This window comes from Sphingomonas sp. NPDC079357 (assembly GCF_044901155.1).
Taxonomy (GTDB): domain Bacteria; phylum Pseudomonadota; class Alphaproteobacteria; order Sphingomonadales; family Sphingomonadaceae; genus Sphingomonas.
In genome coordinates this window covers 1,053,598-1,074,718 of sequence record NZ_JBJDOM010000001.1, presented here as the reverse complement: position 1 = coordinate 1,074,718, position 21,121 = coordinate 1,053,598, and the positions used below count along the sequence as shown (strand labels likewise).

The 21,121-nt window shown below is 68.0% G+C and carries 23 protein-coding genes and 1 pseudogene; 9 read left to right on the top strand and 15 right to left on the bottom strand.

Annotated features, from left to right (window positions below):
* Positions 1-2 precede the first annotated feature (2 nt).
* Positions 3-488, bottom strand: a complete 486-nt coding sequence (gene accB / locus ACI2JO_RS04945) for an acetyl-CoA carboxylase biotin carboxyl carrier protein (protein WP_404719607.1) — start codon at positions 486-488, stop codon at positions 3-5.
* Positions 489-527: 39 nt separating this feature from the next.
* Positions 528-962 carry a type II 3-dehydroquinate dehydratase gene (aroQ, locus tag ACI2JO_RS04940; protein WP_404719606.1) on the bottom strand — a complete coding sequence of 145 codons (435 nt, stop codon included), beginning with the start codon at positions 960-962 and terminating at the stop codon, positions 528-530.
* 74 nt (positions 963-1,036) lie between these two features.
* Here aroQ and thiS point away from each other — a divergent pair, with 74 nt between their 5' ends.
* Together thiS and ACI2JO_RS04930 are read left to right on the top strand one after the other, a co-directional pair.
* Complete coding sequence (gene thiS, locus ACI2JO_RS04935; RefSeq protein WP_404719605.1) at positions 1,037-2,044, top strand: sulfur carrier protein ThiS; 1,008 nt, start codon at positions 1,037-1,039, stop codon at positions 2,042-2,044.
* An 83-nt stretch (positions 2,045-2,127) separates the two neighbouring features.
* Complete coding sequence (locus ACI2JO_RS04930) at positions 2,128-2,310, top strand: CsbD family protein (protein ID WP_184040035.1); 183 nt, start codon at positions 2,128-2,130, stop codon at positions 2,308-2,310.
* 244 nt (positions 2,311-2,554) lie between these two features.
* Here ACI2JO_RS04930 and ACI2JO_RS04925 read toward each other — a convergent pair whose 3' ends face one another.
* The 12 genes and pseudogenes from ACI2JO_RS04925 to ACI2JO_RS04870 all read right to left on the bottom strand — a co-directional run bounded on the left by ACI2JO_RS04925 (position 2,555) and on the right by ACI2JO_RS04870 (position 10,762).
* The gene (locus ACI2JO_RS04925) at positions 2,555-3,148 is read right to left on the bottom strand and encodes an exopolysaccharide biosynthesis protein (RefSeq protein WP_404719604.1); all 594 of its coding nucleotides are present in this window, start codon (positions 3,146-3,148) and stop codon (positions 2,555-2,557) included.
* Positions 3,149-3,212: 64 nt separating this feature from the next.
* Complete coding sequence (grxD, locus tag ACI2JO_RS04920; RefSeq protein WP_404719603.1) at positions 3,213-3,551, bottom strand: Grx4 family monothiol glutaredoxin; 339 nt, start codon at positions 3,549-3,551, stop codon at positions 3,213-3,215.
* A 37-nt stretch (positions 3,552-3,588) separates the two neighbouring features.
* Positions 3,589-3,822 carry a BolA family protein gene (locus ACI2JO_RS04915; RefSeq protein ID WP_404719602.1) on the bottom strand — a complete coding sequence of 78 codons (234 nt, stop codon included), beginning with the start codon at positions 3,820-3,822 and terminating at the stop codon, positions 3,589-3,591.
* A gap of 5 nt (positions 3,823-3,827) precedes the next feature.
* Positions 3,828-4,151 (bottom strand): DUF1476 domain-containing protein, encoded by a 324-nt coding sequence (locus tag ACI2JO_RS04910; RefSeq protein WP_404719601.1) that lies wholly within the window; start codon positions 4,149-4,151, stop codon positions 3,828-3,830.
* A gap of 76 nt (positions 4,152-4,227) precedes the next feature.
* Complete coding sequence (locus ACI2JO_RS04905; protein WP_404719600.1) at positions 4,228-5,229, bottom strand: NADPH:quinone oxidoreductase family protein; 1,002 nt, start codon at positions 5,227-5,229, stop codon at positions 4,228-4,230.
* On the bottom strand, positions 5,192-5,833 hold the full coding sequence (gene leuD, locus ACI2JO_RS04900; protein WP_404719599.1) for a 3-isopropylmalate dehydratase small subunit: 642 nt from the start codon (positions 5,831-5,833) through the stop codon (positions 5,192-5,194). The genes ACI2JO_RS04905 and leuD overlap by 38 nt, the downstream gene beginning before the upstream one ends.
* 124 nt (positions 5,834-5,957) lie before the next feature.
* Complete coding sequence (gene leuC / locus ACI2JO_RS04895) at positions 5,958-7,388, bottom strand: 3-isopropylmalate dehydratase large subunit (RefSeq protein ID WP_404719598.1); 1,431 nt, start codon at positions 7,386-7,388, stop codon at positions 5,958-5,960.
* A 67-nt stretch (positions 7,389-7,455) separates the two neighbouring features.
* A pseudogene (locus ACI2JO_RS04890) lies at positions 7,456-8,078 on the bottom strand (glutathione S-transferase N-terminal domain-containing protein).
* Positions 8,079-8,143: 65 nt separating this feature from the next.
* Positions 8,144-8,794, bottom strand: coding sequence for a 3-oxoacid CoA-transferase subunit B (locus ACI2JO_RS04885; RefSeq protein WP_404719597.1), 651 nt, complete (start codon positions 8,792-8,794; stop codon positions 8,144-8,146).
* Positions 8,794-9,108, bottom strand: a complete 315-nt coding sequence (locus ACI2JO_RS04880) for a DUF5076 domain-containing protein (RefSeq protein WP_404719596.1) — start codon at positions 9,106-9,108, stop codon at positions 8,794-8,796. The genes ACI2JO_RS04885 and ACI2JO_RS04880 overlap by 1 nt, the downstream gene beginning before the upstream one ends.
* Complete coding sequence (locus ACI2JO_RS04875; protein ID WP_404719595.1) at positions 9,105-10,052, bottom strand: HAD family acid phosphatase; 948 nt, start codon at positions 10,050-10,052, stop codon at positions 9,105-9,107. The genes ACI2JO_RS04880 and ACI2JO_RS04875 overlap by 4 nt, the downstream gene beginning before the upstream one ends.
* On the bottom strand, positions 10,049-10,762 hold the full coding sequence (locus ACI2JO_RS04870) for a CoA transferase subunit A (protein ID WP_404720326.1): 714 nt from the start codon (positions 10,760-10,762) through the stop codon (positions 10,049-10,051). The genes ACI2JO_RS04875 and ACI2JO_RS04870 overlap by 4 nt, the downstream gene beginning before the upstream one ends.
* A gap of 349 nt (positions 10,763-11,111) precedes the next feature.
* Between ACI2JO_RS04870 and ACI2JO_RS04865 the strand changes: the two genes are divergently transcribed.
* The 7 genes from ACI2JO_RS04865 to ACI2JO_RS04835 all read left to right on the top strand — a co-directional run bounded on the left by ACI2JO_RS04865 (position 11,112) and on the right by ACI2JO_RS04835 (position 20,156).
* Positions 11,112-12,767, top strand: coding sequence for a thiamine pyrophosphate-binding protein (locus ACI2JO_RS04865; protein WP_404719594.1), 1,656 nt, complete (start codon positions 11,112-11,114; stop codon positions 12,765-12,767).
* 95 nt (positions 12,768-12,862) lie between these two features.
* On the top strand, positions 12,863-13,231 hold the full coding sequence (locus ACI2JO_RS04860) for a BlaI/MecI/CopY family transcriptional regulator (protein ID WP_404719593.1): 369 nt from the start codon (positions 12,863-12,865) through the stop codon (positions 13,229-13,231).
* Complete coding sequence (locus ACI2JO_RS04855; RefSeq protein ID WP_404719592.1) at positions 13,228-14,841, top strand: M56 family metallopeptidase; 1,614 nt, start codon at positions 13,228-13,230, stop codon at positions 14,839-14,841. Before ACI2JO_RS04860 ends, ACI2JO_RS04855 begins: the two co-directional genes overlap by 4 nt.
* A 156-nt stretch (positions 14,842-14,997) precedes the next feature.
* The gene (locus ACI2JO_RS04850; RefSeq protein WP_404719591.1) at positions 14,998-15,855 is read left to right on the top strand and encodes an MBL fold metallo-hydrolase; all 858 of its coding nucleotides are present in this window, start codon (positions 14,998-15,000) and stop codon (positions 15,853-15,855) included.
* Positions 15,840-16,547, top strand: coding sequence for a DUF4230 domain-containing protein (locus ACI2JO_RS04845; RefSeq protein ID WP_404719590.1), 708 nt, complete (start codon positions 15,840-15,842; stop codon positions 16,545-16,547). The genes ACI2JO_RS04850 and ACI2JO_RS04845 overlap by 16 nt, the downstream gene beginning before the upstream one ends.
* A gap of 219 nt (positions 16,548-16,766) precedes the next feature.
* A complete protein-coding gene (nadA, locus tag ACI2JO_RS04840) occupies positions 16,767-17,765 on the top strand; it encodes a quinolinate synthase NadA (RefSeq protein WP_404720325.1) in 999 nt (332 codons plus the stop codon).
* A 306-nt stretch (positions 17,766-18,071) separates the two neighbouring features.
* Entirely contained in the window at positions 18,072-20,156 is a 2,085-nt protein-coding gene (locus ACI2JO_RS04835; RefSeq protein WP_404719589.1) for a prolyl oligopeptidase family protein, read from the top strand.
* Between the two features lies 1 nt (position 20,157).
* Here ACI2JO_RS04835 and ACI2JO_RS04830 read toward each other — a convergent pair whose 3' ends face one another.
* Positions 20,158-21,114 carry a cation diffusion facilitator family transporter gene (locus ACI2JO_RS04830; RefSeq protein ID WP_404719588.1) on the bottom strand — a complete coding sequence of 319 codons (957 nt, stop codon included), beginning with the start codon at positions 21,112-21,114 and terminating at the stop codon, positions 20,158-20,160.
* Between the last annotated feature and the right edge of the window lie 7 nt (positions 21,115-21,121).

Genomic DNA, 21,121 nt, shown 5'->3' with positions numbered 1-21,121 from the left:
GCTTACTCGACCACCACCAGCGGCTGGTCGAACTCGACCGGCTGGCCGTTGTCGACCAGGATCGCCTTGACCACGCCCGCCGACGGCGCGGTGATCGGGTTCATCACCTTCATCGCCTCGACGATCAGCAGCGTGTCGCCTGCCGCGACGCTCTGCCCGACGCTGGAGAACGGCTTCGCGCCCGGCTCGGCGGCGAGATAGACGGTGCCGACCATCGGTGAGCGCACCGCATTAACGTCGGACGCCGCCGACGGCCCCGCGACATCGACCTGCGGCGCGGCCGGCGCTGCCGGTGCGGCAGGCGCCGGTGCGTAATGCACCGCCGGCGCGGCGCTGACCGCCGCCGCCTTGCGCGCGACGCGGATCTTGCGATCGCCGTCCTCGACCTCGATCTCGGTCAGCTGCGTGGTATCCAGCAGCTCGGCGAGCTGGCGAACCAGATCGACATCGACCTGCATCGACCCGCTATTGTGTGAAATGTCAGCCATTGAACCCCGATTATCCCTGACCTTTGGTCGCGGCTCCTGTCAGAAGCGGGCCGCGGCTTCAAGCGCGAGCTGGTACGACAGTGCGCCGAAACCGGCAATGCTGCCCTTCGCGGCGCGCCCCACGAACGACGTGTGGCGGAATTCCTCGCGCGTGTGCGGGTTCGACAGATGCACCTCGATCACCGGCGTTTTGATCGCCTTGATCGCGTCGTGGATCGCGATCGAGGTATGCGTGAACGCCCCGGCGTTGAGCAGCACCGCGCGCGCATCATGCGCCTGCGCCTCGTGCAGCCAGTCGAGCAGATGTCCCTCGTGGTTGGATTGGCGCATGTCGATCGCCAGCCCCAGCTCGCGCGCGCGATCCTCCAGCGCGCCAGCGATATCGTCCAGCGTGTCGTAGCCATAGATGTCGGGCTCGCGCATGCCGAGCAGGTTCAGGTTCGGTCCGTTGAGGACATAGACAATGTCGGTCATCGCCGCGCACCATCGCACCCGGCGCGGAGCCGCGCAACATTGCCCCCCGGCATCCGCGCGCCTAGATGGGCCGGATGGCACATACTGACGGCACCATCACCATTTCCGTGAACGGCGAGCACAAGCGCGTGACCGCCGGGATCACCCTCGCCGCGCTGGCGGAGTCGCTCGGGCTGGTGCCCGAGAAGGTGGCGGTCGAGCGCAATCTCGAGGTCGTGCCGCGCTCGACACTGACGCAGGTGGTGGTCGAGGATGGCGACGAGCTGGAGATCGTCCATTTCGTCGGCGGTGGCGATCATGTGCAGCCGATCGCGGACGATACATGGACGGTCGCGGGCCGGACGTTCCGCTCGCGACTGATCGTCGGCACCGGCAAGTACAAGGACTTTGCCCAGAACGCCGCTGCGGTGGCCGCCTCGGGTGCGGAGATCGTCACGGTGGCCGTGCGCCGCGTCAACGTCAGCGATCCCAGTGCGCCGATGCTGACCGACTATATCGATCCGCAGAAGGTCACCTATCTCCCCAACACCGCCGGCTGTTTCTCGGCCGAGGACGCGATCCGTACGCTGCGGCTGGCGCGCGAGGCGGGCGGTTGGGACCTCGTCAAGCTGGAGGTGCTGGGCGAGGCGCGCACGCTCTATCCGAACATGCGCGAGACGCTGAAGGCGACCGAGGTGCTGGTCCGCGAAGGCTTCAAGCCGATGGTCTATTGCGTCGACGATCCGATCGCCGCGAAGCAGCTTGAAGAGGCCGGCGCGGTGGCGATCATGCCGCTCGGTGCGCCGATCGGCTCGGGGCTCGGCATCCAGAATCAGGTGACGATCCGGCTGATCGTCGAGGGCGCGAACGTGCCGGTGCTGGTCGATGCCGGGGTCGGGCAGGCGAGCGATGCGGCGGTGGCGATGGAGCTGGGTTGCGACGGCGTGCTGATGAACACGGCGATCGCCGAGGCCAAGGATCCGGTGCTGATGGCCGCGGCGATGAAGGCCGCGGTCGAGGGCGGGCGGATGAGCTATCGCGCCGGCCGAATGGGCAAGCGCCGCTACGCCGACCCCTCGAGTCCGCTGTCCGGATTGATCTGAAACTAGGTTTGTCCTGCCGTTACGGAACTGTGTTATCGCAGCACCGTTCTATCGTCACAGGGTTTCGAACAAGGAGATCGACGATGGGCGAGCTGACCGACAAGATCAAGGGCAACGTCAACGAGGCGATCGGCAAGGTTAAGGAAGCCGTTGGCGATCACAACCGCGATCCGAATCTCGCCGCCGAAGGCAAGGCCCAGCAGGCCGAAGGCAAGGGCGAGCAGTTCAAGGGCAAGGTCAAGGGCGCGCTCGGCGACGACATCTGACCTGATCAACGCCTAAAACGAACAATAGGCCGCTTTGTGAACAACGAAGCGGCCTTTTGTTATTCGTCATCCCAGACCTGATTCGGGATCCCGCTTCTTCTTTCTGAGTCGAAAGAAAGCGGGCCCCGGATCAAATCCGGGGCGACGGCACATATTTCCTGTAATTGCGAGCATAGCGAAGGAATCCAGTGCCGGACCAAGGCGCCCAGCATTGCTTCGCTACGCTCGGAACGACGAACCGGCGCTAACCCCGGCCACTCCACAGTCCCACGCCGACCCCGACCGCCGCCATTGCCAGCAGCGTCGCGACGATCATCAACAGACCATCACGCACTGTGATCGCCAGTCCGAAGGCCGCAATCGCCAGCATCGGTATGGTGGTCGCGAGCGGAAGCAATTCGAGCGGCGGCACCGCGCACGCCAGCACCATGACCCCGATCGCCGCCACCCGCACGAATGGCCCGCGCGTCAGCGCCGGCAGGCGGCCATGGAACCAGCGATCCATGAACCGCGCGACACCTCGTGTCTTGTCGACCGCCTTGCGGACCTTGCTTGACGACACCGCGCGTCGTCGCACGAAGCCGGGCAGCCACAAATGCGCGCGGCCCAGCGCCATCTGCACCGCGATCAGCATGATGATCGCGGCCATGGCGGTCGGCAGGCCGGGAATGCTGCCGATCGGCGAAATGTCGATCAGCGGCATGACGATCAGGAACGGCCCAAAGCCACGCGCGCCCAGCGATTCGACGACATCGCCGACCGCCACCTCGTCTCGATCGTCCGCCAACGCACTGATTGCGTCGAGGATGTCGCCGACGCTGTGAGGTTCATCCGCCATCGCCGATCAACCGACCGGCGCGGCGCAGGTTGCCTTCCGCGGGTGAACGGAAGGCCCGGACGGCTTATGCCTGCGACGCCGCCACCGCGCCCGCCTTCTGGAACAGCTCCGCCAGCTCGCCGGCCTCGTACATCTCCATCATGATGTCCGACCCACCGACGAACTCGCCGCCGACATAGAGCTGCGGGATCGTCGGCCAGTCCGAATAGCCCTTGATGCCCTGACGGATCGCCTGATCCTGCAGCACGTCGACGCTCTCGAACTGCACGCCCAGCCGCTCGAGGATCGCGATCGCGCGGCTCGAAAAGCCGCACTGCGGAAACAAGGGCGAGCCCTTCATGAACAGCACCACCGGGTTGCTCTTCACCAGCGCGTCGATGCGGGCGTTGGTATCGTCGGTCATATCGTCTTCCTTGCGAATTCGGTCGTGCGTTACCCGCTTACTTCGGAACGGCGGTCGTCAACTGCAAGGCGTGGAGCACGCCGCCCATCCGTCCGCCCAGCGCGGCATAGACCGCCTGATGCTGTTTGACCCGCGGCATTCCCGCGAACGACGCCGCCACGACGCGCGCCGACCAATGGTCACCGTCGCCGGCCAGATCGGTCATCTCGACCTCGGCATCAGGGATGCCGGCCTTGATCAGCGCGGCGATCTCGCTTCCTTCCATCGGCATCCGCGTTACTCCGGCTGCATCAGCTGGCGGCGCGCCTCGATGGTCTGCTCCGCCAGCGCCTGCCGAACCGCCGCCTCGTCGACGTCGACGTTCGCCGCGGTCAGGTCGCCATAGACCTTGCGGACCACGTCCTCATCGCCGGCTTCCTCGAAATCGGCCTGCACCACCGCCTTGGCATAAGCGTCGGTTTCGGCAGGGGTGAGCTGCATCAGCTGCGCCGCCCACTGCCCGACCAGCCGGTTGCGGCGCGCGATGATGCGGAACGCCACTTCCTCGTCGCGGGCGAACTTGGCCTCGAACGCGCGTTCACGATCGTCGAAAAGGGTCATGCTGGCTCCAATGCTCTATGAGCGATGGATAGTGCGCGCCCCGCCGACATTCAACGTCACGCCTGGGCAACCCCGCTCAATCGGCGACGCGCACCACCAGCTTGCCGATTGCGCTGCGCTGACCCAGCCGGGCGATCGCCGCGCCGCCCTGTTCGAGCGGGAAAACTTCGGTGACGCGCGGTGCGATTCGGCCGGCTTCCCACAGGTCGAGCAGGTGAAGGATATGCGCGCGATTGGCCGCCGGCTCGCGCCCGGCGAACGCGCCCCAGAACACCCCGCACACGTCGCAGCTCTTCAGCAATGTCAGGTTGAGCGGCAGCTTGGGGATGCCGGCCGGGAAGCCGACCACCAGATAGCGCCCCTCCCAGCCGATCGCGCGCAACGCCGGCTCGGCATAATCGCCGCCGACCGCGTCGTAGATGACCTGAAAACCGTGCGCGCCGCCGGCCTGTTTGAATCGCTCCGCCAGCGCCTTCGAGGACGGCTTGTCGAATGGCGCGTGCGGGTAGACGATCACCTCGTCGGCACCGGCCGCGCGCACCGCCTGCGCCTTGTCCTCGCTCGAGACCGCGCCGACCACCTGCGCGCCGAACGCCTTGGCCAGCTCGACCGCCGCCAGCCCGACGCCGCCCGCCGCGCCGAGCACCAGCACGCGGTCGCCGGTCTTCACGCGCCCGCGGTCGACCAACGCATGGATGCTGGTGGCATAGGTGAGCAGCAGCGCCGCGCCTTCCTCGAACCCACGCCCGTCGGGTAGCGGATACAACGCATCGGCGGAGATGGCGCGTCGTTCGGCGAGTCCGCCCATCAGCACCGTGCCCATCACGCGGTCACCGACGCGCCATTGTGTCACGCCCGCGCCGATCTCGGTGACGATGCCGGCGATATCACCGCCGGGCGCGAAGGGGCGGGGTGGCTGGAATTGGTAGCGGTCCTCGATCACCAGCACGTCGGGATAGTTGATCGAGCACGCCTTGATCGCGACCACCACCTCGCCCGGTCCCGCGACCGGATCGGGCAGCTCGCCGACTTCCAGAGTTTCAGGTCCGCCCGACGCCCTCGACAGCAAAGCCCGCATGTGCCGCATCTCTCCTGATCCAGGGCCGCTCGTTATCGAGCCGCTCCTCGAATTTCGAAATCGCGGTATCCTTTGCCAGCGTCAGCCCGACCTCGTCCAGCCCTTCCATCAGGCAGCGACGACGAAAGGCGTCCAGCTCGAACGGGAAGCGGTCCTGATAGGGGGTGGTGACGGTCATCGTCTCCAGATCGATCGTGACCGGATCGGGCTCTGTCGAGTTTTGGGCCACCTCGATCAGCCGGTCGACCGCTTCCTGCGGCAACACGACCGCGACGATGCCGTTCTTGAACGCATTGCCCGAGAAAATGTCGGAGAAGCTCGGCGCGATCACCGCCTTGATGCCCATGTCGCCCAGCGCCCAGGCGGCATGTTCGCGGCTCGATCCGCAGCCGAAATTGTCGCCCGCGATCAGGATCGGCGCGCCGGCGTAAGCCGGATCGTCGAAGATGTTGCCCGGCTGCGCGCGCACCGTCTCGAAGGCGCCCTTGCCAAGTCCCGAGCGCTTGATCGTCTTCAGCCAATGCGCCGGGATGATGACGTCGGTGTCGATATTCTTGGCACCCCACGGATAAGCGGTGCCCGAGACGCGCGTGACCGGCTCCATCAGCGCGCCGGACGGCTGGCCGGGATCGCGGGGCGCGCGATCGCGGCATAGGCGGCGACCCCGCTCAGCACCGAGCCGGCGATCAGGAAAACGAATACCTTCTTCATGACGCGTCCCCTTATCCTCAACCCATCAGTTCGCGCACGTCGGCGAGCCGTCCGGTGACTGCCGCCGCCGCCGCCATTGCCGGCGACAACAAATGGGTGCGGGCGCCAGGTCCTTGACGTCCCACGAAATTTCTATTGCTGGTCGAGGCGCAGCGCTCGCCCGGCGGCACCTTGTCGGGGTTCATCGCCAGACACATCGAGCAGCCCGGCTCGCGCCATTCGAACCCCGCCTCGGTGAAGATGCGGTCGAGCCCCTCGGCCTCGGCCTGCCGCTTGACCAGCCCCGAGCCCGGCACGACCATCGCGCGCACGCCGTCGGCGACGTGCCGCCCGCTCGCCACCCCGGCGGCGGCGCGGAGGTCCTCGATCCGGCTGTTGGTGCAGCTGCCGATGAAGACATGCTGGACCGACACGTCCTGCATCCGCATCCCCGGGGTCAGCCCCATGTAATCGAGCGACTTCTGCGCCGCCTCGCGCTTCGAGGGATCGGCGAAGCTGTCAGGGGCGGGGACGAAGCCGGTGATCGGCACGACATCCTCGGGGCTGGTGCCCCAGGTCAGCGACGGCGCGATGTCGGCGGCGTTGAGCACCACGCTCTTGTCGTAGCGCGCGCCCGCATCGCTCGGCAGCGTCCGCCACCAAGCGACCGCCTTGTCCCAGTCGGCGCCCTGCGGCGCGAGCGGACGACCCTTGAGGTAGGCAAACGTCGTCTCGTCGGGCGCGATCATCCCGGCGCGCGCGCCGCCCTCGATCGACATGTTGGCGACCGTCAGCCGGCCCTCGACCGACAGGTTGCGAATCACCTCGCCGGTGAATTCAATGACATGGCCGGTCCCGCCGGCCGCGCCGATCCTGCCGATAATCGCGAGCACGACGTCCTTGGCACTGACCCCGAAGCCGAGCGTACCGTCGACGCGCACTTCCATCGTCTTCGACGGCGACAGGATCAGCGTCTGGGTGGCCAGCACATGCTCGACCTCGCTGGTGCCGATCCCGAACGCGAGCGCGCCCAGCGCGCCATGCGCCGAGGTATGGCTGTCGCCGCACACCATCGTCGTGCCGGGCAAGGTGAAGCCCTGTTCCGGCCCTACGACATGGACGATGCCCTGCTTGGCCGACAGCGCGTCGATATAGGGCACACCGAACGCGGCGACGTTCTCGCGCAGCGCCCCCAGTTGCTCGGCGCTTTCGCGGTCGGCGATCGGCAGCTCGTGGCCGTTCGCATCGACGCGCGCGGTGGTCGGCAGATTGTGATCCGGCACCGCGAGCGTCAAATCAGGGCGCCGCACCCGCCGCCCGGCGGCGCGCAGCCCCTCGAACGCCTGCGGGCTGGTCACCTCATGGACGAGGTGTCGATCGATATAGATCAGGCAGGAACCATCGTCGCGACGCTCGACCACGTGAGCGTCCCAGACCTTCTCGTACAATGTGCGGGGAGTGGAGGACATGATCCGCGGCTGTTAACCGAAAAGCATCGCGCGTCCAAGTTCACGCGTAACAAAATGGCGCGAAGTATCAGGCGCGACGATCCTCCGTCACCGTACCGATTGCCGCGATCTCCGCCTCATGCGCGTCTTCACGGAAAGTCTCAGTCAAAGCAGCATCTTCCCACGCGCGCATCGCGGGCTGTTCCAGCATCCGTTCGACCGAGCGAGCACCCACCGCACTGACAACGATGCCATAGCTTCGCACCCGAAGACGACGGGCGCGAAGAAGGCATCCACCGCACCGAAGCGTTCGCCCGCGAGGAACGGCCCGCCGAAGCGCGCGAGTCCTTCGCCCCACAGTTCCGCCAGCCGCGCGACATCGCGTGCGAGTCGCGGCGACGTGTCGTGCGGCGTCACGCGCTGCCCGACCGTCATCGTCCGCACGCCCCGTAGCGCGCCGAACCCGCCGTGCATCTCGGCGGCGGCGCACATCGCCCAGGCGCGCGCGGCTGGATCGTCCGGCCACACGCCGTCGTGCCGCTCACCCAGATAGAGTGCGATGCCGAGCGAGTCCCACACCGTCCGCTCGCCGTCGATCAGCACCGGCACCTGACCCGTCGGCGAAAAGGCGCGAAAGGCGTCGTAATTGTCCATCGCCGCGAACGGCTCGACGCGATCCTCGAACGCAATGCCGAGCGTGGTCATCAGCACTCACGGGCGCAGCGACCAGCTTGAATAATTCCGGTTCGCGGTGATGAGCGTATAGGCCATCCGCGTCAGACCACGTAATGCGCCGCCGTCTTCGCCGCGACCTCGTCCGCGGTCACGCCGGGCGCCAGCTCGATCAACCGAAACGGCGAGTCATGGTCTGGGCGCTGGAACACCGCCAGATCGGTGACGATCATGTCGACGACGTTCTTCCCCGTCAGCGGCAGCGAACAGGCCGGCAGGAACTTCGGGCTGCCGTCCTTGGAGACATGCTCCATCACGACGATGATCTTCTTGACGCCCGCGACCAGATCCATCGCGCCGCCCATGCCCTTGATCATCTTGCCGGGGATCATCCAGTTGGCGATGTCGCCGCCCTCGGACACTTCCATCGCGCCCAGCACGGTCAGGTCGATATGCCCGCCGCGGATCATCGCGAAGCTCTGCTCGCTGCCGAAATAGGCGGACGAGGGTAGCTCGCTGATCGTCTGCTTGCCGGCGTTGATCAGGTCGGGGTCGACCTCGTCGTCATAGGGGAACGGCCCGATCCCCAGCATCCCGTTCTCGGACTGGAGCGTCACGGTCATGCCATCGGGGATGTTGTTCGCGACCAGCGTCGGGATACCGATGCCGAGGTTGACGTAATAGCCGTCCTTCAGCTCGCGCGCGGCGCGCGCCGCCATGCCGTTACGATCCCAGCCCTTCACTTCCTGCGACATCAGTTCAGGCTCCCGTCCTGGATGGTGGTGATCTCGGTCGCCTGCTCGCGCAATTGCGCGCTCAGCCCGGCGACGATCGCCTGCAATGCCTCGTCCTCGGTCATGCCATAGGTGCCGGCATAGGCGCGCGCGGCGTGACGGATCGTATCGGCCATCAGATAGCCGAAGACTTCCGCCTCGCCCAGCACGCCGGCGTTGATCCACACCGATGCGCCCGCGCCATCGGTGACCCAGATCCGCGCGACCTCCGCCGAACGGTCGGTCAGCACGTCGCCATGCTCCAGCGAGATCGCGCCTTGGGGCTCGTCGGTCATGGCACGTCCTTCCAGCGTTTGTCGGCCGGGAAGGTCTCGTCCCAGCCACTGCCGAGCCCGGTGCCGTAGACCGGGTTGGGCAACACAAACCAGCCATTGCCCCAGCGAGCCTCGATCGGCGCGACCGCGGTCAGCATCCGCCGCCCAATCGCGGGGGCGGGGCCGGGCGGGTTGAACAGGTCCGCGAAATCGCCAAGCTGGTCGCCGGCCAGCGCGACGACGCAATATTTCGCTGCGATCGCCGCGCGCCGCCCGTCCTTGCCCGACTTGCCGTCGGCATCGCCCTTCAGGAACAGCGTCTCGCCGTGGCGGAACTCCCCGAGCCCGGCATTGGCGAGCGCCTGCGCGGTCGCCTCGGCATTGCCGATCGAACGGTTGGTGTTGATGACCATCGTCACCCCCATCGCACGCAGCGCATGGAATGCCGCCACCGCGCCCGGCACCGCGGCCACCCGCGTTGCGCCGGCCTTCTCCCAGCGCTCCCAGCGCTGCTGGTCGAAGCCGCGTGCAGTCTGCGCATCGTCATATTCGTAGCCGAGGTTGAGCACCGCGGTTTCGTCCATGTCGAGCACCACCGCGGGGGGCAGCGTGCCGCACGGCAGCGTCTCGGCGCTCGCCGCGGTCGCGCCCGGTGCGAGCACTGCCGACGCCGGCCAGCGCGGCAGCGTGCCGGCGGGGCGCTGCGACGGCAGCCGTCCGCGCCGGTCGCGCGCACTGGCCAGCACGTCGCGGACATAGCGGACCATGCCGTTATACGCCTGTTCGGACAGCGCCGCCGCCTCGCCCGAGCCATAGAGCCACGCCATCGCCGGCGGCACGCCCGGTGGCGCGGGCGGGTCGACCGCAGGCGGCGGCGCGCTCGGCCGCCCGAGCAGCACCTGTCGCTGCGCCGCGCAGCCGCCGAGCGTCGCGGCGAGCGCCAGCAGGACGCCCGCGTGCTTCACGCCGCTTGCACGCGCGGGCGGGTGGTGCGGAACTCGATCTTCTTCTCGTACGGCGCGCCGACGATCATCCGCTTCACATAGATGCCGGGCAGATGGATGTGATCGGGGTCGAGCGTGCCGACCGGCACCACTTCCTCGACCTCGGCGACGCAGATCTTCCCCGCGGTCGCCATCGGCTGGTTGAAATTGCGCGCGGTCTTGCGGAAGATCAGATTGCCGCTCTCGTCGGCCTTCCAGCCCTTGATGATCGACAGATCGGCGCGGATGCCGCGTTCGAGGATATAGTCCTCGCCGTCGAAGACCTTCACTTCCTTGCCATCGGCCACCTGCGTGCCGACGCCGGTCTTTGTGTAGAAGCCGGGGATGCCCGCGCCGCCCGCGCGACACCGCTCCGCCAGCGTGCCCTGCGGGCAGAATTCCACCTCCAGCTCGCCAGACAGGAATTGCCGCTCGAACTCCTTGTTCTCGCCGACATAGGAGGAGATCATCTTTTTCACCTGCCGCGTGCGCAGCAGCTTGCCGAGCCCTTCGCCATCGACGCCGGCGTTGTTGCTCGCGATCGTCAGGTCCCTGGTGCCCGCCTCGCGGATCGCGTCGATCAACCGCTCGGGAATGCCGCACAGTCCGAACCCGCCGGCGCAGATCGTCATCCCGTCGAACAGCAGCCCGTCCAGCGCGGCGGCGGCATCGTCGTACACCTTGTTGACCACGGCTTGCTCTCCGGTCCGGCCTCGAATGTCGCGCGCCCGGTGCCCCGTGTCGCGCACCCACGCTCCTTAGCGCCGCGCTGGGCGAAGGCAACGACAACCCTCATCCTCCCCTGCAAGGGGAGGGGGACCACCCGCAGGGTGGTGGAGGGGTTGCCCCACGCGGCGCCGTCTCAAACCTCAGCACCCCTCCGTCAGCCTTTCAGGCTGCCACAGCACGGGGTCGGATCGTCCACAGGACGATCCTCGACCATGCGGGGCATGGTCGACCCCATGCTCCTTGCAGGGGAGGATGAACCTCCGACCATCAACCCCCTTGCGGCCCCACCACCACACGATAGGTTGCGCGCCCATGACAAGCCTTAGAACCGGCGGCCGAATTCTGGTCGACCAGCTCGTCGCACAGGGCTGCGACCGCGTGTTCACCGTGCCGGGGGAGAGTTTCCTCGCGGTGCTCGACGCGCTCCACGACACGCCCGCGATCGAGGTGGTGACGTGCCGGCAGGAGGGCGGGGCGGCGTTCATGGCCTGTGCCGACGGCACGCTGACGCACCGCCCCGGCGTCGCCTTCGTCACCCGCGGGCCGGGCGCGACCAATGCCGCGATCGGCGTCCATGTCGCGCATCAGGATTCGCAGCCGATGATCCTGTTCATCGGCGACGTCGATCGCGGCACCCGCGACCGCGAGGCGTTTCAGGAGATCGATTTCGCGGCGATGTTCGCGCCCTTGTGCAAATGGGCGGCGCGGATCGACGATGCGCGGCGCATCCCCGAATATGTCGCGCGCGCCTATGCCACCGCGGTCAGCGGGCGGCCCGGCCCGGTCGTGCTCGCGCTCCCCGAGGACATGCTGCTCGATGCGGTCGAGGCGACCGATCGCGCACGCGTCGACCGCGTGGCGCAGGACGTCGATGCCGATACGCTCGACCGGCTGCGCGACCTGCTCGCCACTGCCGAACGCCCGCTCGCGATCGTCGGCGGGGCAGGGTGGGACACCGCCGCCGCGGCCAACGCCTTCGCCGACTGGGCGACGCGCGCGGGCGTGCCGGTCGCCGCCGCCTTCCGCCGACAGGATGCGATCGCCAACGACTGTCCGGCCTATGCCGGCAACCTCGGTTATGGCCCCAACCCCGCGCTGGTCGCGCGCGTCCGTGATGCCGATCTGCTGCTCGTCGTCGGCGCGCGGCTGGGGGAGGCGACCACCGATGGCTATGCGCTCGTCACCCCCGATCATCCCGGCCAGCGGCTGGTGCACGTCCACCCGGATCCGGCGGAATTGCACCGCGTCTATGCCACCGATCTCGCGATCTGCGCCGGCATGGCGGAGTTCGCCGAGGCTTTGGTCCCGCTCGACGGCGGCGCGCATCCGCATGCCGCCGAGGCGCGCCGCGATTACGAGGCATGGACGGTGCCGCAGCCGCGCGACGGCGTCGCGCTCGATCTCGGCCCGTGCGTCGCGGCGATGCGCGAGGCGCTGCCCGCCGACACGATCATCTGCAACGGCGCGGGCAATTTCTCGGGCTGGTGGCATCGCTACTGGCGCTATGCCGGGCCGGGAACGCAGCTCGCGCCGACCGCTGGCGCGATGGGCTATGGCCTGCCCGCCGCAGTCGCCGCCGCATTGCGCAAACCGGGGCGCAGCGTCGTCGCCGTGGCCGGCGATGGCGACTTCCTGATGAACGGGCAGGAACTCGCCACGGCGGTCCAGCATCATGCCGACCTGCTCGTGATCGTCGTCGACAACGGCACCTATGGCACGATCCGGATGCACCAGGAGCGTGAGTACCCCGATCGCCCCGCCGCGACCCGGCTCCGCAACCCCGACTTCGCCGCGCTCGCCCGCGCCTATGGCGCGACCGCCGAGACGGTCGAGCATACCGCCGACTTCGCGCCCGCGCTCGACCGGCTGCGCGCCGTCGCGGGCGTGCGGCTGCTCCATTGCCGCACCGATATCGAGCAGATCACCCCCGCCACGACGCTGACCGCGATCAAGCAGCGCACGCTGTAAGGAATAACCCGAACCAGCCCGTCGCCAGCTATTGACTACAGACGTAATCGAGATGATTACAGCTGTAGTCAATAAGCCTGACGAGGGAGCGAGTCGTGGTCGAACGGATCAGCGATGCCGAACATGCGGTCATGGAGGTGCTGTGGGACGAAAGCCCGCTCACCGCACAGGATGTGGCCGAGCGGGTGGACCCGGAACGCGGCTGGAGCGCCGCCACCGTCAAGACCCTGCTCGGGCGGCTGCTCGGCAAGGAAGCGGTGCGCCACGAGGTCGACGGCCGCCGCTATCTCTACAGCCCGGCGGTGCGCCGCGAGGAGTATGTCGCGCGTGAGTCCGACCGGCTGATCGACCGGCTGTTCGGCGGCCGGCTGACCCCGCTGGTCGCGCACCTCGCCGAGCGCGATGCGCTCAGCGATCAGGACATCAGCGAGATCGAGGCGCTGCTCAAGGCGCTCAAGCAATGATTGGCTGGGCGATCGAAGCGATGCTGGCATCGGCGCTGCTGATGCTGGCGGTGCTGGTCCTGCGCGGACCGGTTCGCACCGCGTTCGGCGCGCGCGTCGCCTACGCGCTCTGGGCGCTGCCCGCGCTGCGAATGGTGATGCCGCCGCTGCCCGCGGGCTGGCGCGGCGAGGCGCTGCCTATGCTGCCGTCGCCGGAGCCGATCGTCATCATGCTCGGCGACCCGGTCGCGACCCTCCCGGTCGAGACCACGCACACCGCGCTCGGCTGGCCGCCGGTCGCGCTGGGATTGTGGCTCGGCGGCGCCGCGCTGCTGCTCACATGGCAGGCGGTCGGCTATCTCCGCTTCCGCTACAACGTGTTGCGGCTCGGAATCGCGGTCGATCGCGTCGGCTCGATCACCGTCGTGCAGAGCGCCGCGACCGACGGCCCGCTCGCCTTCGGGGTGTTCGACCGCGTGGTCGCCTTCCCGCGTGACTTCGCGGCGCGCTTCGACCCCGAGGAACGCGCGCTCGCGCTCGAACACGAGCTTGGTCACCACGCGCGCGGCGATCTGGTCGCCAATTGGGTCGCGCTGGCGGTGCTCGCGCTCCACTGGTTCAACCCGCTGGCGTGGACGGCCTTCCGCAAGTTCCGCGCCGATCAGGAAATGGCCAATGACGCGCGCGTACTGACGCGCACCGGCGGCGCGGCGCGCCACGCCTATGGCTGTGCGATCGTCAAGGCCGCGCATGGTCGCGCGGTGTCGCCCGCCTGCCACCTCAACACCGTCAAGGATCTGAAAGGAAGACTGAAGATGCTCGGCAAGGAGAAAGCCACGCGCGCGCAGACCGCGACCGGCGGCGTGGCGATCATGGCGCTGGCGATCGGTGGCCTCGCCTTCACCGCCTCGGGCACGCAGGCCGCCGAGCGCGTCCGCGCCGGGATGGAGGATGCGACGGGGATTGAGATGACCATGCCGGAAATGCCCGAGACCCCCGAAACGCCCGGCGTGCCCGACATGGCGATCGAACCGGGCACCCGCCATATCAGCGTGCAGACGGACAAGGGCCCACACACCACGGTCATCGTCACCAAAGACGGCCGCACCACAACCTACACCGGGGACGCGGCCGAACGGTATCTCGCCGCCAACCCTGCGCCGGTGCCGCCAGCGCCGCCGGCGCCGCCGGTGCCCGCCACCGGGCCGATGCCGCCCGTCCCGCCGATGCCGCCGGTCCCGCCGGTGCCAAATGAAGCCGACGTGGCGGCGCTGGACGTGCACGCCGCAGAACTGGGCCGCTCCGCGGCGCATCTGGCGGCAATCGACGCCGCGCGCCTGCAGCGGCAGGCCGCGCTGCTCCAGCGCAACGCCGCCTTCGACTCGGCGCGCATCGAGCGGCAGGCCGCGGCGATGGCGCGGCAGGCGGCGCGGATGGATGCGATGCGGGTGCGGCTCGATGCGGACCATCTGCGCCGCCAGTCGCTGCGCACCGCGCTGGCCGGTCTGGAAAGCGCCCGCGCCGGGCTGGCGATCAATCGCGATCTCTCGGACGCGCAGCGCGCCGAAGCGCTGGCGTCCATCGACAGCGAACTCGTCAAGATGCGCCGCCGCATCGCCGAGCGCGACTGAGCCAGCCCCTCCCACCGTCATCCCGGCCTTGAGCCGGGATCCCGCTTCTTTCCCCGGCTGCCAAGAAGAAGCGGGCCCCCGGCTCGAGGCCGGGGCGACGGATGGGGGGCCGTCCACCCTTGCACCCACCGCGCACCGCCGCCATGTGAAGCACAGATGGCAGACGAGCTTCCCACCGGCGTGGCCGTGACGCTGGAACCGTTGGTGACGCGCGTTCTCGCTCCCAATGCCAGCGCCTACACCTACACCGGTACGCAGACGCACCTCGTCGGCATCGACGACCTCGCGATCATCGACCCCGGTCCCGCCGATGACGCGCACCACGCCGCGCTCATGCGCGCGATCGCCGACCGCCCGGTCCGCGCGATCCTCATCACCCACCACCACCGCGATCATTCCCCCGCCGCGCGCCGCCTCGCCGCCGCTACGGGCGCGCCGATCGTCGGGTGCGCGCCGCTGGTCGTCCGCGACGCGGGCGAGCAGGCCGACGTCGCCTTCGACGCCGATTACGCCCCCGATCACGTGCTGACCGACGGCGAGCAGGTCAGCGGGGAAGGCTGGACTCTTCAGGCGCTCGCCACGCCCGGCCACACCGCCAACCACCTCGCCTTTGCGCTGCCCGAAACTAACGCGCTGTTCTCCGGCGATCATGTGATGGGCTGGGCGACCAGTGTCGTCTCGCCCCCCGACGGCGATATGGGCGACTATATGGCCAGCCTCGAAAAGCTGCTGCTGCGCGACGACCGCATCTATTATCCCGGCCATGGCAAAGCGGTCGAGCGCCCGCAGCGGCTGGTGCGCGGGATGCTCGGCCACCGCAAGCAGCGCGAGGGCCAGATCCTGCGGCTGCTCCGCGAGGGGCCGCAGCCGATCGCGGCGATGGTGGCGCGGATGTACGTCGGGCTCGACGCGCGATTGCTCGGTGCGGCGTCGCGCTCGGTGCTCGCGCATCTGATCGATCTCGCACGGCGCGGGCTGGTGGTGGAGGAGGGGGACATATGGCGGAGCATCTGACCGGGCTCGGCAAGCTGCTGGTGTCGCTGGCGATCGCCACTGCGATCCTCGTCGCGACCTTCGTCGGCTATCGTTACTTCACCGAGAAATACACCGTCGCCACCGATGCGAGCGGCGTCGCGGTCGCGCGCGTCGTCGCCGGGCGTTTGTATGGCAGCAACGAACTGCGCGTCAGCCATCTCTCCGGCACCGTCCAGTCGACCGCCTCCGCCACGCGGATGTTCGGCTGGCTCAAATATGTCCGCGTCATCAAGGCGCCGTATGACGTCGACTATTTCGTGCCGCTGGGCAGCCTGCGCCCGCGCGACTTCCGCTACGACGAGCGCCGCCGCCGATTGTTGGTCGAGGTGCCCGACGTCACGGTCGGCGCGCCCAATATCGACGAGAGCCGCGTGACGATCGACACAACCACCGGCGTCCTTCCCCCGCGCGGCGCGATGGCCGAGTTGCAGAAGAAGGTCTCCGCCAAGGCCACCGACGTCGTCGCCGCCAAGGCGCGCGAGCCCGACAACATCGCCAAGGCACGCGAGAACGCCCGCGACGCCCTCGAACGGCTGTTCGAGGGCACGTTGGAAGCGGCCAATCTGCCGGTCAACGTCGAGGTCCGCTTCGCCGGCGAGGCCCGCCCCGACAACCGCGACCAATGGGACCTGACCCGCTCGCTGGAGGAAGTGCTCGGCAACGCGCGTTAGGTCGGCGATAGGCCTTTTCCTAAATCGGGGATGACGGCTAAGCGTTCCTGCTGATCCTCACCCCGTTCGTGCTGAGCTCGTCGAAGCACGTGCCCCAAGCGAAACGCCCGCAACACGCACGTCGACAAGCTCAGTGCGAACGGCTGCATGATCGGCACGCTCCACTCCCGCGCATCGTTCCGCTTGATTGCGCCACCCGCACAGGCCATCTGCTGCGACATGGAACAGCCGACGAACCTGACGGGCCTCGACCTGCGCGCCGAGATCGACCGCCTCCGCAAGGAGCGCAACGCCGTGATCCTCGCGCATTATTATCAAAAGCCCGAGATTCAGGACCTCGCGGACTTCGTCGGCGACAGCCTCGATCTCAGCCGCAAGGCGCAGGCGACCGACGCCGATGTCATCGCCTTCTGTGGCGTGCGCTTCATGGCCGAGACCGCCAAGATCCTCTCGCCGCACAAGACGGTGATCCTCCCCGACATGGATGCCGGGTGCAGTCTGGAGGACAGCTGCCCGCCCGATCAGTTCGCCGCGTTCCGTGCGCAGCACCCCGATGCGATCGCGCTCACCTACATCAACTGTTCGGCGGCGGTGAAGGCGCTCAGCGACGTCATCGTCACCTCCTCCTCGGCCGAGACGATCCTGTCGAAGATCCCGCCCGAGCAGAAGATCATCTTCGGCCCCGACCGCAACCTCGGCGGCTACCTCGCGCGCAAGACCGGGCGGGACCTGATCCTGTGGCCGGGCGTGTGCATCGTCCACGAGGCGTTCAGCGAAACCGAATTGCTCAAGCTGCGCGCGCAGCACCCGACCGCACCGATCGCCGCGCACCCGGAATGTCCGGCGGTGATCCTCGACCATGCCGATTACGTCGGTTCGACGCGCGGTATCCTCGACTATGCGATGGCGATGCCGGGCGACACGCTGATCGTCGCCACCGAGCCGCACATCATCCACCAGATGGAGAAGGCGCTGCCGGGCAAGACCTTCATCGGCGCGCCCGGCGCGGACGGAAACTGCAATTGCAACATTTGTCCATACATGGCGCTCAACACGCTCGAAAAGCTCTACGTCGCGCTGCGTGACCTGACCCCCCGCATCGAGATGGACGAGGGGTTGCGCGTGCAGGCCAAGAAGAGCCTCGACGCGATGCTGGAGATGGCGAGCACGACGGTCGGGCAGGGTGATCTCGGCCCAGCGAAAGTGACCGGCGACTGACAACCGCCGTCGCCCCTGCGCAGGCAGGGGCCATGTCTATTCCGTCACGGGTAACGCCGACCCGACATCTGGCGCGTCTGTGTCAAATCGCACACTCTGACGACCAAGCCGGAGGCTCCTGCGACAATCCGCGCATCACCTCGCAAACATCCACGACGCCTTGCGCACCACTCCGGCAAACATCCGCCTCCCATTTCAGCAACTTGACGCCTTGGCATCACTCGCGCCCCGCGTTTTCGCGCAACCTTCGCCAACATCCGCCGCGGCGCTTCCTATCCCCGGCTGCCGCCGCTACGTTGGTCACCGATGAAACGTCTGTTCCCGCTCGCGCTCGCCCCGATCGTCCTCGCCGCCGCCCCCGCCGCCGATCCGTACCTCTGGCTGGAGGACATCGAAGGCCCTCGCGCGCTCCAGCAGGTCAGGGCATGGAACGCCGAAACCGAGGCGCTGCTCGCCAAAAGCCCGCGCTATGAACAGGATCGCGCCCGCGCCCGGGCGATCCTCGACGACGAGGCACAGATCGCCGACGTCGATACGGTGCTTGGCGATCGGGTCACAAACCTTTGGCGCGATGCGAAAAATCCGCGCGGGCTTTGGCGCGTCGCGGCGCTCGCCGACTATCAATCCGGCAAGCCGAACTGGCGGACGCTGATCGACGTCGACGCCCTCGGCAAGGCCGAGGGCAAGAGCTGGGTGTGGCACGGCGCCAGCTGTCTGGAGCCCGATTACGCGCGCTGTCTCGTCCGGCTCAGCCCCGGCGGCACTGACGCGCAGGTGGTGCGCGAATTCGACCTGACCACCGGCCGTTTCGTCGACGACGGCTTCGTCCTACCCGAGGCGAAGAGCGACGTCGTGTGGGTGAACCGCGACACGTTGCTGGTCGCAACCGACTGGGGCGCCGGCGCGCTCACCACCTCGGGCTATCCGCGCATCGCAAAATTATGGAGGCGCGGCACGCCCTTAGCGGCGGCGACGACCGTCCATGAGTCGCCGGCCAGCGCGGTGCAGGTCGGCGCGGCGGCGTTCGTTGACGCCACCCGCCGCTGGCCGATGGTCAGTGTCGGGCATACCTTTTTCGAGCGCGAATTGCTCGTGCAGGCGGCCGACGGCAAGTTCATCCCGCTCGGCCTTCCCAAGGGCGCCGACGTCACCGACGTGATTGGCGCGCGCGTGGTCGCGAAGCTCAACAAGCCCGCCGACGGCTTCCCGGCCGGCGCGCTGGTCGCCTGGTCGCTCCCCGACATCATCGCGGGGCGACACCCCAAGGGTGAGCTGGTGATGGCGCCGGACGCGACGCAGGCTATCGAGGAAGTTTCCGCCAGCGACAATGTGTTGTGGGTCAAGCTGCTCGACGACGTCTCGGGCCGGCTGCTCGCCTTGCAGCGACAGGCGGACGGGCGTTGGACGCAAACGTCGGTGGCGCTGCCCGGCAACAGCACGCTCCACCTCGGCGCGACCACGGGCAAGAGCGATGAGGCGTTCGTCACGGTCGAGGGGATGCTCACCCCGCCGACGCTCTATGCCGTGCGCACGGGCATGAAGCCACGCGCGGTACAGGCGCTTCCGGCACGGTTCGACGCGACGAAATATAATGTGGTGCAACGCTTTGCGAGGTCGCGCGACGGCACGCGCGTACCCTATTTCCTCGTCACGAAGAAGGGCGCGACCGCACCGGCTCCGGCGTTGATCCACGCTTATGGCGGGTTCCGCAGCGCGCAGACGCCGACCTATCTCACCGAGCAGCCGTATCGCGCCGGTCCGTTAGCGCTGTTCTGGGTGGAGCAGGGTGGGGCCTATGTGCTCGCCAATCTGCGCGGCGGCGGCGAATATGGGCCGCGCTGGCATCAGGCCGGGCTGCGCGAGAAGCGCCAGAACGTATTCGACGACCTCCATGCGGTCGGCGACGATCTGGTCCGTACCGGTGTGTCGATCAAAGGAAAGATCGCGATTTCAGGACGTTCGAACGGCGGATTGCTGGTCGGGGTGGCGATGCAACAGCGGCCCGACCTGTACGGCGCGGTGATTGCGGGGTCGCCGCTGGAGGATATGCAGCGCTATTCGCATCTGTCCGCGGGGGCGTCGTGGATCGATGAATATGGCGATCCCGATAACGCGGCCGACTGGGCGTTCATCCGCCGCTACTCACCGTATCAGAACGTGAAGGCGGGTGTCCGCTATCCCCCTGTGTTCTTTTACCTTTCGACCAAGGACGACCGGGTGCATCCGGGGCATGCGCGCAAGCTGGCGGCGTTGCTCAAGCAGAACGGGAACACCGTTTACTTTCACGAATATCTGGAGGGCGGGCATTCGGTTGGGGCCGATCACGCCGAGGATGCGCGGCGTGCGGCGCTGCTGAATGCGTTCCTGGGACGCGAATTGATGCGAAAATAGCCTAGACGGTGCGCTCGTCGGCGAGCGTACAGGCGGTGCCGGTTTCGATCTGTACCGTCGTATGGCCGATACCGAAGCGTTCGTGCAGCAGCGCCTGCACGTCCTCCAGAAACGCGTCGCCCGGATGCCCGGCCGGGATGCGCAGATGCGCCGTCAGGCTCGGTTCGGTGGTCGACATCGGCCAGATGTGGAGGTCGTGCACGGCCTCGACGCCGGGCAACGCTTCGAGCGCTTCCTTGACCCGATCATAGTCGATCCCGCGCGGTACCGCCGACAGCGACATTTCGACCGTCTCGCGCAGCAGCCCCCAGGTCTGCCAGAAGATCACCACCGCGATGACGAGGCTGACGAGCGGGTCGATCCACGCCGCGCCGGTCAGCCAGATGACGACCCCGGCGGCGACCACGCCAGCGGAGACCAGCGCGTCGGCGAGCATGTGCAGATAGGCGCCGCGCACGTTGACGTCACCCTTGCGCCCGCGCGCGAACAGCCAGGCGGTGATCGCATTGACGACGATGCCGAGCGCGGCGACGGCGGACACGGTCAACCCCGGCACTGCCGGAGCGGAGCCGAAGCGGTGCACTGCCTCCCACGCGATCGCGCCGATCGCGACCAGCAGCAGCAGCGCGTTGGCGAGCGCGGCGAGGATCGTCGATCCCTTCAGCCCGTAGGTAAAGCGCTTCGACGGCGCGGTTCGGGCCAGTGCTGCCCCGCCCCACGCCACCGCCAGTCCGAGAACATCGGACAGATTGTGCCCCGCGTCGGCGAGCAGCGCGACCGAGTCGAACATCCAGCCGGCCACGCCTTCCGCGACGACGTAGATGAGGTTGAGCGCGATCCCGATCGCGAACACATGATCCCAGCGCTCCGGCGGGGTGGCATGTGCATGGGAATGGCCGTGATCATGGTCGTGCCCGTGATCGTGACGGTGGTGGTGATGGTGGTGCCCGTGACCCATGCGCGGG